9 protein-coding genes are annotated in these 13,490 nt (G+C 62.8%); 3 read left to right on the top strand and 6 right to left on the bottom strand.

What is annotated here, in order from left to right; translation table 11 throughout:
* Positions 1-13: 13 nt before the first annotated feature.
* Genes ACSQ3F_RS11590 through ACSQ3F_RS11580 form a run of 3 tightly spaced genes read right to left on the bottom strand, consistent with a single transcriptional unit; the run spans position 14 to position 4,504 of the window.
* The gene (locus ACSQ3F_RS11590) at positions 14-2,971 is read right to left on the bottom strand and encodes a sarcosine oxidase subunit alpha family protein (protein WP_436100345.1); all 2,958 of its coding nucleotides are present in this window, start codon (positions 2,969-2,971) and stop codon (positions 14-16) included.
* Positions 2,968-3,246 carry a sarcosine oxidase subunit delta gene (locus tag ACSQ3F_RS11585; protein ID WP_436100344.1) on the bottom strand — a complete coding sequence of 93 codons (279 nt, stop codon included), beginning with the start codon at positions 3,244-3,246 and terminating at the stop codon, positions 2,968-2,970. The genes ACSQ3F_RS11590 and ACSQ3F_RS11585 overlap by 4 nt, the downstream gene beginning before the upstream one ends.
* 7 nt (positions 3,247-3,253) lie before the next feature.
* Positions 3,254-4,504: a sarcosine oxidase subunit beta family protein gene (locus ACSQ3F_RS11580; RefSeq protein WP_436100343.1), complete on the bottom strand. Its 1,251-nt coding sequence runs from the start codon at positions 4,502-4,504 to the stop codon at positions 3,254-3,256.
* Positions 4,505-4,799: 295 nt separating this feature from the next.
* On the opposite strand from ACSQ3F_RS11580, the gene cysQ reads away from it, so the two are divergent.
* Both cysQ and ACSQ3F_RS11570 read left to right on the top strand, forming a co-directional pair.
* A complete protein-coding gene (cysQ, locus tag ACSQ3F_RS11575; protein ID WP_436100342.1) occupies positions 4,800-5,576 on the top strand; it encodes a 3'(2'),5'-bisphosphate nucleotidase CysQ in 777 nt (258 codons plus the stop codon).
* 178 nt (positions 5,577-5,754) lie between these two features.
* Positions 5,755-6,786 carry a DUF2793 domain-containing protein gene (locus ACSQ3F_RS11570; protein WP_436100341.1) on the top strand — a complete coding sequence of 344 codons (1,032 nt, stop codon included), beginning with the start codon at positions 5,755-5,757 and terminating at the stop codon, positions 6,784-6,786.
* Between the two features lie 278 nt (positions 6,787-7,064).
* Here ACSQ3F_RS11570 and ACSQ3F_RS11565 read toward each other — a convergent pair whose 3' ends face one another.
* The 3 genes from ACSQ3F_RS11565 to ACSQ3F_RS11555 are packed head-to-tail and all read right to left on the bottom strand — an operon-like array spanning position 7,065 to position 12,339.
* Positions 7,065-10,169 (bottom strand): efflux RND transporter permease subunit, encoded by a 3,105-nt coding sequence (locus ACSQ3F_RS11565; protein WP_436100340.1) that lies wholly within the window; start codon positions 10,167-10,169, stop codon positions 7,065-7,067.
* Entirely contained in the window at positions 10,166-11,245 is a 1,080-nt protein-coding gene (locus ACSQ3F_RS11560) for an efflux RND transporter periplasmic adaptor subunit (RefSeq protein WP_436100339.1), read from the bottom strand. Before ACSQ3F_RS11560 ends, ACSQ3F_RS11565 begins: the two co-directional genes overlap by 4 nt.
* Positions 11,242-12,339 carry an efflux RND transporter periplasmic adaptor subunit gene (locus tag ACSQ3F_RS11555; protein ID WP_436100338.1) on the bottom strand — a complete coding sequence of 366 codons (1,098 nt, stop codon included), beginning with the start codon at positions 12,337-12,339 and terminating at the stop codon, positions 11,242-11,244. Before ACSQ3F_RS11555 ends, ACSQ3F_RS11560 begins: the two co-directional genes overlap by 4 nt.
* 273 nt (positions 12,340-12,612) lie before the next feature.
* On the opposite strand from ACSQ3F_RS11555, the gene ACSQ3F_RS11550 reads away from it, so the two are divergent.
* Positions 12,613-13,476, top strand: coding sequence for an SDR family NAD(P)-dependent oxidoreductase (locus tag ACSQ3F_RS11550; protein ID WP_436100337.1), 864 nt, complete (start codon positions 12,613-12,615; stop codon positions 13,474-13,476).
* The last annotated feature ends 14 nt before the right edge of the window (positions 13,477-13,490 follow it).

Genomic DNA, 13,490 nt, shown 5'->3' with positions numbered 1-13,490 from the left:
GTCCGCGCCCGTCTCAAGAATTCAGCCTGGCATTGCCGGGATCGACGAAGATCGGGTTGCAGACTTCCGCCACTGTCTCGGCACCGCCGAGCTTGTCCCAGACGACGATGCGTTCGCCATAACGCTCGCGGCCTGATTTCAGGAAGGCGAGCGCGATGTCATGGCCAAGCGTCGGCGAAAAACAGGCGGAGCTGACATAACCCTGATCATTCAAGGTGGAAGGTTTGGCACCTTCGCGCAGCAAATGCGCACCGGCGCGGATACGCTTGTCCGTCTCGACGGGTTTCAACCCGACCATCTGCATACGGTCTGCCGCCGTCAGTCCGTAGCGCGTCGAAAGCCGCTTGCCGATGAAATCCGGTTTCTGGACCGAGACCATGCGCCCGAAGCCGGCATCGTCCGGCGTCACGCGCCCGTCGAATTCGGCATGGGTGACATGGCCTTTCTCGATGCGCAGCACGTTCAGGGCCTCAAGTCCATAGGCGCAGATGCCGTGTGCCCTGCCCTCTTCCATGATCGCGTCGGCGACCGTTTCGCCAAAACCCGCGGGCACTGCCAGCTCATAGGCCAGTTCGCCGGAAAAGGAGATGCGGAACAGCCGCGCCTTGAGGCCACCTCTCAGCGTCACGATGCCAGCCGCGAGGAACGGAAAGGCCGCGTCCGAAATATCGTCCTCGACCAATGCCTGAACGACGAGGCGGGCTTTCGGTCCGGCGATCGCCATCTGCGCCCACTGATCGGTCGAGGAGCAAAAGCGAACCTTGAGCTCCGGCCAGAGCACCTGCGCGCAATATTCCATATGGGACATGACGCCACCGGCAAGCGCCGTCGTTGTCGTCATGAAGAAATGCCCGGGCGACAACCGGCTGGTGGTGCCATCATCGTAGACCATGCCGTCCTCGCGCAGCATCAGCCCGTAGCGCGCCTTGCCGACCGGCAGCTTCAGGAACGGGTTGCAATAGAGCCGGTTGAGGAACTCGGACGCGTCCGGTCCGAAAATCTCGATCTTACCGAGCGTCGAGACGTCGCAGAGCCCGACATTATGCCGAACGTTCAAAACCTCGCGGTCGGTACTTTCCCGCCATGTCTTTTCGCCGTGCCGGGCAAAATAGGCCGGGCGATACCAGAGGCCGGAATCGACGAAGACCGCACCGTTCTTTTCTGCCCAGCCATGCAGCGGTGACTTGCGAACCGGAGCGGCATGTTCGTCACGCGATGTACCGGAGAGGGCACCAAGGGTGACCGGCGTATAGAAGGGACGGAAGGTGGTGGTTCCGACGTCAGCCGGGCTGATGCCCTGCATGCCGGCCAGCAGCCCCGTGGCATTGACACCCGAGAGCTTGCCCTGATCCGTCGCCATGCCGTTGGTGGTGTAGCGTTTGGCATGCTCGACATGGCCGAACCCCTCGCGCAGCGCCAGAGCCAGGTCCTTGACATGGACATCGTTCTGGAAATCCACAAAAGCCTTCGCCTTGGCGCCCGGCGCATACCAGAGCGCCGTAAAGGACGGATCGACGTCTTCGCCCACCGACGGCAGCGGATTTGCAACGGTCGAAAAACCGAGATCGGCCGCGATTGCAGCGGCCTTCTCCGCGCCGTCCTTGAGACAGCCGCCAAGGCTGTATTGTCCGGCAGCAGAGCCGGCAACGACAAGCCCGTTACCAACGTCAGGCGCAAGAAACGTGTTCAGTTCCGTTGACCAGACCGCTTTTGCGCCGCGCTGGCAGGAAAGATGAATGACCGGATTCCAGCCGCCGGACATGCCGATCGCGTCACAGGCGATCGTTTCCTCGAAGCCCGACCGCTCGACGACCAGGCCGGAGACGCGCTGGCGGCCCCGTGTGTCGATAACGGAAGCAGACTGGACGACGCGCACGCCCGCTGGCGCTACATCTGCCGCTTCGGCGCGGCTATCGACAATCGCCGCCACCTCGATACCGTGAGCAGAAAGATCACTGGCGGCCCGGTAGCCGGCGCTGCCATTGGTGAAGATCGCTACCGACTTGCCCGCAGCCACGCCAAACCGGTTGGCATAGGTGCGCAGGGCACCGGCCATCATCACGCCCGGCCGGTCGTTGCCGCCAAAGACCAGCGGCCGCTCCTCGGCGCCCGTGGCCAGAAGCGCTCGTTTGGCAGCAATGCGCCAGAACCGTTCCACCGGCAGCTTCGCCTGCGGTGCAGCCACATGCTTCTGCACCCGCTCCAGAGCGCCAAAAACATTGTCGTCGTACCAGCCAAAGACGGTGGTACGCGGCATGATCGTGACATTTGGTAGCGCACGAAGCTCGGCAAGCGAAATTTCGGCGAAATCCAGCGCTGGGCGTCCGTCGATCTGTGTCGTTTCGGCCAGCAGGGAACCGCCCAGCCGGAAATCCTCGTCAGCCAGAATGACCCGCATCCCCGCCCGGCCCGCGGTCAATGCCGCCATAAGGCCAGTCGGCCCGGCGCCGACCACGAGCAGATCGCAATGTCCCCAGCATTTCTCATAGGCGTCCGGATCGCGCTCCAACACGGCGCGGCCAAGACCCGCGGCCCGGCGGATCACCGGTTCGTAGACCTTCTCCCAGAAGGCCGCCGGCCACATGAAGGTTTTGTAGTAGAACCCCGCCGACAGGAATGGCGACAGGAGAGAGTTGAAAGCGCCAATGTCGAATTTCAGCGACGGCCAGCGGTTCTGTGTGCGGGCATCGAGCCCGGCATAAAGTTCGGCAACCGTTGCCTTGGTGTTCGGGTCGCTGCTTGCCCCCTTGCCGATCGTCACGAGCGCATTCGGCTCGGAAGCTCCGGCCGTGACGATGCCGCGTGGCCGGTGATACTTGAAGCTGCGCCCGACCAGAAGCTGATCATTGGCAAGCAGGGCCGACGCCAGCGTATCGCCGGCAAGCCCCTTCATGGCCCGGCCGTCGAACTTGAAGTCCGACGTGCTGCCGCGGTCGACGAGACCACCAGATGTCAGGCGATGGGCGGTCATCGGCCAGCCTCCCGCGCCACAGACGCGCCGTCCGTCACCGAAAAGACCTCATGGGTGAGCGTATCGCGCTCGACGACGAGCCATCGCCGACAGCCCGCGACATGCTGCCAGTGTTCAAGGTAGCGCCCGCGCGGGTTCACGCGGATATGGACGTATTCATGCCATGCCTCGTCCGAGGCTTCGGGATGCGGTCGCACCACCGATGCGTCGCCACGGATCGAAAACTCTTGCCTGGGCCGGACGCCGCAGTGCGGGCAGTGAATGAGGCTTGCCATTCAGGTCTCAATGCAGGTTGGGCTGGGGACCAGCACCGTGCTCGTCGATGGGATAACCCCGCTCGAAGCGATCGAGGCGCAGGAAGCGGGCGACGGGGTGAGTCTCGTCCTTCGCGATCAGATGCGCGAAACACCAGCCGGAGGCCGGTGTCGCCTTGAAGCCGCCATAACACCAGCCGCAGTTCAGGTAGAGATTGTCGATCGACGTATGGCTGATGATCGGCGAGCCGTCCATGCTCATGTCCATCACCCCGCCCCATGAACGCAGCACGCGGACGCGCGAAAGGCCGGGGATCATCGACACCCCCTCCTCCATCACATGCTCCACCGTCGCCAGATTGCCGCGCTGGGCATAGGAATTATAGCCGTCGATCTCGCCGCCGAAGACGAGGCCGCCCTTGTCCGACTGCGAGATATAGAAATGCCCCGCCCCATAGGTGATCACATGGTTGATCGCCGGTTTTAACCCCTCCGTCACGAAGGCCTGCAGCACATGGCTTTCGATCGGCAGTTTCAGGTCGGCCATCTGACCGACGCGCGAGGTGTTGCCCGCCGCTGCCAGCCCCAGCTTGCCGCAGCCGATGAAACCCTTCGACGTCTCGACGCCTGTCACTGCGCCGTTCTCGCGCCGGATGCCGGTCACCTCGCAATTCTGGATGAGATCGACACCCAGCCGGTCGGCAGCGCGGGCGTAGCCCCAGGCAACCGCGTCATGGCGGGCCGTGCCGCCGCGCTTCTGCAAGAGGCCGCCCATGATCGGGAAGCGGGCATGGTCGAAATTGAGGAAAGGCAGCATCTTCTTCAAGGCCGCCCGGTCGAGCAGCTCGGCCGGGACGCCCTCCATCCACATGGCATTGCCGCGGCGGACGTAGGCATCCCGCTGGCCATCATTGTGGTAGAGGTTGATAACGCCGCGCTGCGACAGCATGGCGTTGTAGTTCAGGGCCTGCTCCAGGCCCTCCCAGAGCTTCATCGAAAACTCGTAGAACGGCTCGTTGCCGGGCAGCATGTAGTTGGAGCGTACGATCGTCGTGTTGCGGCCGACATTGCCCGAACCGAGGTAGCCCTTCTCCAGCACGGCGATGTTCCTGAGGCCGAATTCCTTGGCGAGATAATAGGCCGTCGCCAATCCATGGCCACCGCCGCCGACGATGATCACATCGTAGAAAGACTTCGGTTCCGGCTGACGCCAGGCCGGCTTCCAGTTGAGGTTGCCCGTAAGCGCGTTCTTGACGATCGAGAATGCCGAATAGCGCATGCCAGTCCCAATTCACCACTATGTTGCAACGCCACATTTGCATAAGCCGCGACCAGCGCCAAGGCCGCCTGGCAAAGACGGATCGGATGCACCGCACCTTGCTGTCGCAGCTCTAGCCGAACGGAGCTCGAGGCACAGTGCCAAATGCGGCACAGTCGGAAAAATTTGACGAACAAACCTTGAAAAGACCGGTAAGGAATGTGGATGTATAATCATTGTTCCGGACAACCGTACCGCTTTTTCCGGGGAAAATTCATCACCATGGTCAACGACGGCGGAGAGGCGCAGGAAGCAAATGCTGGACATACTGGAAGAGGCGGCCGTGGCTGCGGGACAAGCGATCCTCGACGTCTACCATGCCGGTCCGGATGTCAGCTACAAGGCCGACTGTTCCCCCGTCACCGATGCCGATGAGAGCGCGGAAAAAATCATCCTCGATCGCCTGGCAGCCGCTTTTCCGGACATCCCTGTCGTCGCTGAGGAAGCCGTTTCCGCCGGTCGCATTCCCGATATAGAGGGCAAATCCTTCTTTCTCGTCGATCCACTCGACGGCACCAAGGAATTTCTCGGCCGCAACGACGACTTTACGGTCAATATCGCACTGATCGAAAGGGGTGAACCCATTGCCGGCGTGGTCTACGCGCCGGCGCTCGGAATCCTCTATGCCGCCAGCGGCAACAAGGCGAAAAAGGCTGTCGTCTCGGCCCAGCGCGAAATCGGCCCGCCGACAATCATCGGCTGCCGCAGTCGTGGCGACAGGCTGGTGGCGCTGGCCAGCCGTTCCCACAACAGCCAGGAAACCATCGCCTACCTCGCCGAACACGGCATCACCGACTATGAATCGATCGGCTCCTCGCTGAAGTTCTGTCTTCTCGCCGAAGGGCTGGCCGACATCTATCCGCGCCTCAGCCGGACGATGGAGTGGGACACCGCTGCCGGCGACGCCATTTTACGGGCGGCGGGCGGCGAGACGGTGACCATGGACGGCAATCCCCTGTTCTACGGCAAGCGCAATCAGGGCTCTGACGTGGACTTCGCCAACCCGCATTTCGTGTCGCGGGGAAAGAACTGATCCGGCGTCCCCGATCGGCGCAGGCTGCCGGCTTTGATCCCCGTCTTTATCCTGGTCTTTGCGGCAGCGGGAACCGCCGCCCGAAATTTCCCTTTGCAGACAACGCGGATACGGACCGCACGTCCCCGGTCCGCCCCGCGCGGGTACCCTTCTCCTCACGACAAAGGAGAACCGCCCGATGAGCGAGACGACCGTTAATCTCGAACTGCCCTATATCCTGCCCTCCCAGGCGCAGAAGCACGTCACCCATAATGAAGCGCTGCAGCGCCTCGATGCTGTCACCCAGCTGACGGTGACCGCCACTTTGGCAACCCCGCCTTCCGACCCCCAGGAGGGAACCTGCTACGACATCGCCCCATCATCGACCGGCGCATGGACCGGCAAAAGCGGAAACCTCGCCTTCCGGCAGGACGGCGACTGGATCTTCATCGCGCCGAAGGAGGGCTGGCGCGGCTGGTTCCTGGCCGAGGACAAAATGAAGATCCATGACGGCAGCGCCTGGGCCGCCTATGACGCCATCGGCACGCTCTCGTCTCTCGGCATCAACACCACCGCCGATAGCACCAACCGGCTCGCCGTCTCGGCGGCGGCCACGCTGCTCACTCATGACGGGAATGGCCACCAGGTGAAAGTGAACAAGGCAACATCCGGCGATACGGCGAGCCTGTTGTTCCAGACCGGCTGGTCCGGTCGCGCGGAAATGGGCCTCACCGGCTCGGATGACTTCGCCGTCAAGGTCAGTCCCGACGGTTCGGCCTGGACCTCGGCGCTCAGCATCACCGGCCAGGGCCAGGTGCGCATGCCGCAGCGGCCGCTGGTGCGCGCGACGCTCGGTGGCGGCGGGCTGACGCCGGCCTCCGGGTCCCAGACCGGCTTTTCCACCTTGAGCGTCAACCAAGGAGGCTTCAGCCTCGGCGCCGCCGTCGCCGGTGGTGGCAACCGGCTGATCGTGCCGGTCACGGCCCCCTACCTCATATGCCTTGGCGTTGAAGCCGATCCAGCTGGCGCCTTTTCCGTCGCGGCCAAGGTCAACGGAACGACGACGATCGCCAGCATCAACGACAATGACACGGCCTCCGCCTCCTACAGCAATTGCGCGATCGGCATGGCGCTTCTGAACGCCGGCGACTGGTTGGTGCTGGAGCACACCGGTACCACGCCGCTGGATTTTGGTTATGACAAGACGGAGTTGACGGTGGTGATGTTGTGAGGCGGCCGGGCAGCGGACGCGCGGCAGGTAGCCGCTTCGCCGTTCACCCAATGCACCGATTTCTCTTGCGGAGCGAAAACTCTCGTCCCGTCTTCCTCGCCCTCGTCACAGGGATCCTGCCACCGCGCGTCCGCGCGGTGAGAGAACCTATTCCGTCTTGTTAAGAAGAGAGCCTTTAGCGCCGCAGAAGCGGCGCTGCTGGATCCCGCCACAAGCGCGAGGAAGACGGGGATGTGGGATTGCGCCGAATGGACGACCCACAGATGGAGGATACATTCTCACACCGGCACTGCGTCGGCCGGAACCAGCGCATCCTTGCCCGCGATCGCCACATCGTCTTCCTTCTTTGGCGGCTTGATGCGAAACCAGGCGAGGTAGAGCGCCGGCAGGAAGAGCAGCGTCAAGACCGTGCCGACGATGATGCCGCCCATCATGGCGTAGGCCATCGGCCCCCAGAAGATTTCGCGGGCGATCGGGATCAGCGCCAGGCTGGCCGCCGCCGCCGTCAGCATGATCGGCCGCATGCGGTGTTCGGTTGCCTCCTGCACCGCATGCCACGGCGCGATACCCTCGTTGCGCAGGTCCTCGATCTGCACGACGAGGATGACGGAGTTGCGGATCAGGATGCCGATCAGCGCCAGGATGCCGAGAATGGCGACGAAGCCCATCGGCGAATTGCTCGACAGCAGTGCCGCGACCACCCCGATCAGCGCCAGCGGCGCCACCGCGAAAACGAGGAACAGCCGCGAGAAGCTCTGCAGCTGGATCATCAGGATCGTCGCCATGATGAACAGCATCAACGGCACGACGGCCGCGATCGGCGCCTGGCTCTTGCCGCTTTCCTCGACACTGCCGCCGACTTCCACCTTATATCCGGGCGGCAGCTTTTCGGCATAGGCGGCCACGTCCTTTTCGAGCTGCGCGACGATCGTCGCCGGCTGCGTCGGACCATGGATGCCGGCCTTCACAGTCAGCGTCGGCATCCGCGAACGGCGCCAGACGACCGGCTGCTCCATTTCGTAGCGGAAGCTCGCGACTGCGGCGAGCGGCACGGAATTGCCGCTGGCGCCCGGAAGCTGCAGGTCGCGCAGGGTCTCGATCGACTGCCGCTCGGAGGCCTTTGCGCGCGCGACGACATTGATCAGGTAGATATCGTCGCGCACCTGCGTCACCGTCGTTCCGCCGACAATCCCGTTCAGCGCCGAGGAAATATCCTGCGAGGTAACGCCAAGCTGGCGCGCCTTGTCCTGCAGCACGTCCACCTTGATCACGCGCGCCGGTTCGTTCCAGTCATAGACGACATCGCCGAGCAGCGGATTGCGCCCGACAATGCTGCCGAGTTCGAGCGCGTGCTTGCGCACCTCGCCAATATCGCGGCCGCTGACGCGATATTGCACCGGGCGGCCAACCGGCGGGCCGATATCGAGCAGCTTCACATAGGCGTCGGTGCCGACGAAGGTCTCCTTCAGATATTTCTGCAGGTCGGCACGCAGCTTGTCGCGCACTTCGAGGCTCTTAGTGACAATGATCGTCTGGCCGAAGGACGTATCCGGCGGCTGCACGTCGAAAGAGAGAACGAAACGCACCGCGCCCTGCCCGACATAGGTCGACCAGCGCTCGACATCTGGATTGCCGACGAGCTTCTCCTGTTCGAACTTCGCCATCTGCGCATTGGTCTCGGTAATTGACGCATTCTGCGGCAGCGACCAGTCGACGATCAGTTCGAGGCGGTCGGACGACGGGAAGAACTGCTGCTGAACGAAGCCCATGCCGAAGACGGAGGCGGCGAAGATGATCACCGTAAAGGCGATCGTCACCCAGCGCCAGCGCATGCACCAGAGGAGAAGGCCGGAAAACACACGCGCCAACGGGCCCTTTTTGCCATGATGCTGCTTCATGGTTTTCGGGAGAATGGTGACGCCAAGCAGGGGCGCGAACACGACCGCGACGATCCAGGAGACCAGCAGAGAAACGGCGATGACGACGAACAGCGTGAACGTAAATTCGCCGGCGGCGCTGTTGTTGAGGCCGACTGGAATGAAGCTCGCGACGGTGACGAGCGTGCCGGTCAGCATCGGGAAGGCTGTCGATGTATAGACATAGGTCGCCGCCTTGCGCAGCGAGTCCCCCGCCTCCAGCCGCGCCACCATCATTTCGACCGCTATCATGGCATCGTCGACGAGTAGACCGAGCGCGATAATCAGCGCGCCGAGCGAGATACGCTGCAACGAGATGCCGAAATAGGACATGACGACGAAGGTGATCGCAAGCGTCAGCGGGATCGACAGGGCAACGACGAAACCGGCGCGCATCCCGAGGCTGACGAAGCTGACGGCAAGAACGATAATCACCGCTTCCGCCAGTCCACGGGTGAAGCCCGATACGGCCTCCTCGACGATCAACGGCTGGTCGGAGACGAGGTGCACACCAACGCCGACCGGCAACTCCGCCTCGACCTGTTTGATCTGTTCCTCGACAGCTGCGCCGAATTCCAGCAGATTGGCACCCTGTTTCATGCCGATGGCGAGGCCAATGGCCGGCTGTCCATCAAAACGGAACAGCGCCGACGGCGGATCGGTGTAGCCGCGGGTGATCGTGGCAATGTCGCTCAGCCGGAAGAAGCGGTTGTTGACCTGCAGATTGACGGCGCGCAGGCTGTCTTCCGACGTGAACTGGCCGTTGACGCGGATGCTGAGCCGCTCGCCTTCCGCCTGCACGACGCCGGAGGGCGCGATGGCGTTCTGCGCCTGCAGCGTGGCGACGACCGCGTTCTGGTTGATGCCGAGCGCCGCCAACTGTCGCGTCGAGAATTCGAGATAGATCACCTCGTCCTGCGCGCCGATGATATCGACCTTGCCGATATTCGGGACGGTGAGGATCTGCCGGCGGGCATCCTCGACATAGTCGCGCAATTGCCGCTGCGTCAGGCCATCGGCGGTGAAGGCGTAGATATTGCCGAACACGTCGCCGAACCGGTCGTTGAACGACGGGCCAAGCACGCCCGACGGAAACTGGCCGCTGATATCGCCGATCATATTGCGGACGGTTACCCAGATCGAGGCGACGTCACGTGCCTTCGTCGTCGGCTTCAGGTTGACGAAGACGAGCGTCTGCCCTGGCGTGGTGATGCTGCGCGTGTAATCCAGCGATTCCAGCTCTTCCAGCTTGCGCTCGATACGCTCGGTCACCTGCCGCGTGGTTTCCTCGACCGAGGCGCCCGGCCACTGCGCCGAGATCGTCATGGTCTTGATCGTGAAGTTCGGGTCTTCCTCGCGGCCGAGGCTCAGGTAGGAGAAGAAGCCAAGCAGGCCGAAGACGATCATGAAATACCAGACCATCGACGCGTGATCGAGCGCCCAGTCGGAAAGGTTGAATTTTTTCATGAACGTTCCCCGTCTTCGAATTTGACTTTCTGGCCTTCCTTGAGGCCGTGCACGCCCGCAGTCACGACGCGCATGCCGGCCTCGACCCCGGAGGTGACGACAACGCCGCCGCCCGCTTCGGCCCCGGTGACCACTTCGCGGGTCTTCACCGTTCCTTCGCCCTCATCGACCACCCAGACATAGGATTTGCCATCGCGCGAAAGGATGGCGGTTGCCGGCAGAACCATCTGCTCGACAACAGCTTCCTTCAGCGAGGCGGTGATCGTGGTTCCGAGCCGGAAACTTTCCGGTGGGTTTTCAAGCGCAATCTTGACGCGGCGCGTTCGTGTCGCCGCATCCGCCGCCGGCGCGATCTCGCGAACCTTGCCGTTCACCGTCATCCCCGGATTGATCTGCAAGGAAACCGAAAACGGCGTTCCCACCGGCAGCAGCGCGCTCCCGTCCGGAACGTCGACCACAGCGTCCCTGTCGTCTGGCCGGGCGACCGTCACGACGGAGGCACCGGCCGCAACGACCTGCCCCACCTCCGCCCCGGTCTGCGTCACCACACCATCGAACGCCGCCGTGATCCGCGAGTAGGAAAGCTGTTCCTCGGCCTTCGACAAGGCAGCTCCGGACTGCACGACGGATGCCTGCGCCGCAGCGCTCGTCTGCTCGGCGCTTTCGACAGCCGCCTGCGTTTCGGTGCCGGCCTTGAACAGCGCCCTGGTGCGTTGCTCGACGGAGACCGCATTGGCGAGCGTCGCCTCCGCGTTGGCGAGATCGGCGCGGGCCGAGCCGACGGCAAGCTCAAGCGCCGTTGGGTCGAGCGCCGCCAGCAATTGTCCGCGGCTGACCGTATCCCCGGTATCGACGTCACGGGCAACAAGGAGGCCTGCGACGCGCGGGCCGAACGCGGTTTGAACCTTCGGCTGCACCGTACCCGCAAAGCTGGAGCCAGGAACCCGCTGAAGGGCCAAGATTTGCGAAAGCACAGGACGGATCGGCGGCGAAACCTCCTCCGCCTTTTCCTGGCAGCCAGCAAGCATGAGAAGTGTGAATGGCGCAAAAATCAGCGTCAGCGATATCCGGTTCATTCCGCCTGCTCCTTGACGACGTCGACCACTTGACCGGGGCGCAACATCTTCGATCCATCCACCACCACGGTGTCGCCCTTGGCTATGCCATCGGAAATGAGCACGCGGCCCGTCTCGTAATATGCCACGGTCACAGGTTTCAGATTGACCGTGCTATCCTTCGCGTCCACCAGCCAGACGGCCGGTTTTCCGTCTAGCGCGGAAAGGGAGGTCCATGGCAGAATCACCAGCTTTGTCGGCGCGGAACTGCCAAAGCCGATAACTGGTGCGCCGAGCGTCATGCGTTCGGGTGTGTTGTCCATAGCGACCTTGACACGCACGGTTCCGGTTGCCGTATCGATGGTGGGCGAGACTTCGCTGATCGCTCCTTCGGTTTCGACCGAGGGGTCGCTGACCAGCGCAAGCTTGATTTTTGGCTCCGAAGGCTTTTCGAAAAGCAGCGATTCGTAAACCTCGAAGATCGCATCGCGCGGACCGTCCCGGGCGACGGTGAACATGGTCTGCGCGGCCTGGACCACCTGGCCCGCTTCGGCGTTGCGCACCGTGACGATGCCATCGGCATCGGCACGCAACTCAGTGTAGGACAGGGCATCGTGCGACGTGCCGAGCTGCGCCTTCGCGGATTCGAGGGAGCCTTCGGCGGTCCGCAAGGCCGTCTGTGCCTGGTCGAAAGCCTCCTGCGTGGTGGAGTTCTTCGCCAGCAACGATTTCTGTCGCTCGAATGCGGATGAGGCCTGCCTGACCTGGGCTTCGGCTGCGCGCACAGCAGCTTCGGAAGCCTCGACATCCGCCTGTTGCTCTTTGGGATCGACGCGGGCCAGAACCTCGCCGGCCGTCACATGAGATCCGACGTCCGCGTGCCACTCCGTTATCTGGCCGCTGACCCGGAATGAAAGATTGGTCTGGATATGTGCAACGACCTCGCCGGTCAGCGTCACCGTCTGACTGTGATCGACAAAGGCCGCCGTTATGGCGCGAACCGTGGTTGCCGTTTTTTCGGTAGGCTTGGTCTCACCCTGGCATGATGCCAGTAAAAGGGTGGCGGTCATCAACGGCGCAAACGCGCCAAACAGGAAATTTCGTTTCACGCTCATCTGCGGCCGCTCACCCCGATATTCATGCTGAACCATTTATTGTGGACCCTCAATATACACGGTCGGTGGCAATGACAAGCCAGCCGAACAGACAGGGCGCAATTGTCACATCAGGACAGAAATGCGCATTTGGCTGCCCAAGCAGGCCTATAGCGGAAGCCATGCGGATTTATTGCAGAAGCAGGGAGTTGGCACGGCACCTGTGGACTTCTGCACCCGGCAAGCCTAGTTTTCTCTTCGAGATCATACCTTTAAGAACGGGACGGAACCGCGATGAACCATCCAGCCTTTGCCAGTAACCATGTCGCCGTTGTGACCGGAGCCGCTTCGGGCATCGGCCTTGCCGCCGCCAGGCGTTTCGCCGGCCTCGGAATGAACGTCGTGCTCGCCGATTTGCCGGGCGAACGGCTGGACAAGGCGGCGCGCGAGACGGCGGCGCTGTCCCCGCATGGTCCGGACAGCGTGGTAGCCATTCCCGCGGATGTCGCGTCGCTCGAATCGCTGCAGGCGCTGGAACGGGAGGCCGTCGCACTGTTCGGCCGCGTTCACGTGTTGATGAACAATGCCGGCATTCCGGGCAGCTCGATGTTCGGCGCGCAGGATGCATGGGAGAAGGTGTTCGCCGTCAATCTCTGGGGCGTCATCAACGGCTCGCGCATCTTTGCGCCCGGCATGATCGCCCACGGCCAGGCCGGCCTCATCATCAATACCGGCTCCAAGCAGGGCATCACCACCCCGCCCGGCGACCCCGCCTACAACGTGACGAAGGCCGGCGTCAAAGCCTTCACCGAAGCGCTGCAGCATGAATTACGCAACATGACGAACTGCAACATCACGGCGCATTTGCTGATTCCCGGCTTCGTCTATACGGGGCTGACGGCCCAGGGCCGCACGGAAAAGCCGGCAGGCGCCTGGACGCCGGAGGAAACCGTGGATTTCATGATGCAGAGCCTCGAAAACGATGACTTCTACATCCTTTGCCCGGACAATGATGTCGAGCGCCCGACTGACGAGAAACGCATCCTCTGGGCCGCCGGCGATATCATCGAAAATCGTCCGCCGCTGTCGCGCTGGCATCCCGACTATGCCGACGCCTTCAAGGCGTTTCTGACGAAAGATCGCCCGAAAATCAGCTAGCAACAGAGGCAGCG

Origin of the sequence: Pararhizobium sp. LjRoot238, from assembly GCF_964252955.1 — a bacterium.
Classification (GTDB): domain Bacteria; phylum Pseudomonadota; class Alphaproteobacteria; order Rhizobiales; family Rhizobiaceae; genus Pararhizobium.
The sequence above is the reverse complement of the archived record's forward strand: the minus strand, read 5'-3'. Positions and strand labels throughout refer to the sequence as shown.

Excerpts from the sequence above, each read along its gene's own strand:
- ACSQ3F_RS11590 (WP_436100345.1), bottom strand. The coding sequence starts at position 2,971 with ATGACCGCCCATCGCCTGACATCTGGTGGTCTCGTCGACCGCGGCAGC.
- ACSQ3F_RS11585 (WP_436100344.1), bottom strand. The coding sequence starts at position 3,246 with ATGGCAAGCCTCATTCACTGCCCGCACTGCGGCGTCCGGCCCAGGCAA.
- ACSQ3F_RS11580 (WP_436100343.1), bottom strand. The coding sequence starts at position 4,504 with ATGCGCTATTCGGCATTCTCGATCGTCAAGAACGCGCTTACGGGCAAC.
- cysQ (WP_436100342.1), top strand. The coding sequence starts at position 4,800 with ATGCTGGACATACTGGAAGAGGCGGCCGTGGCTGCGGGACAAGCGATC.
- ACSQ3F_RS11570 (WP_436100341.1), top strand. The coding sequence starts at position 5,755 with ATGAGCGAGACGACCGTTAATCTCGAACTGCCCTATATCCTGCCCTCC.
- ACSQ3F_RS11565 (WP_436100340.1), bottom strand. The coding sequence starts at position 10,169 with ATGAAAAAATTCAACCTTTCCGACTGGGCGCTCGATCACGCGTCGATG.
- ACSQ3F_RS11560 (WP_436100339.1), bottom strand. The coding sequence starts at position 11,245 with ATGAACCGGATATCGCTGACGCTGATTTTTGCGCCATTCACACTTCTC.
- ACSQ3F_RS11555 (WP_436100338.1), bottom strand. The coding sequence starts at position 12,339 with ATGAGCGTGAAACGAAATTTCCTGTTTGGCGCGTTTGCGCCGTTGATG.
- ACSQ3F_RS11550 (WP_436100337.1), top strand. The coding sequence starts at position 12,613 with ATGAACCATCCAGCCTTTGCCAGTAACCATGTCGCCGTTGTGACCGGA.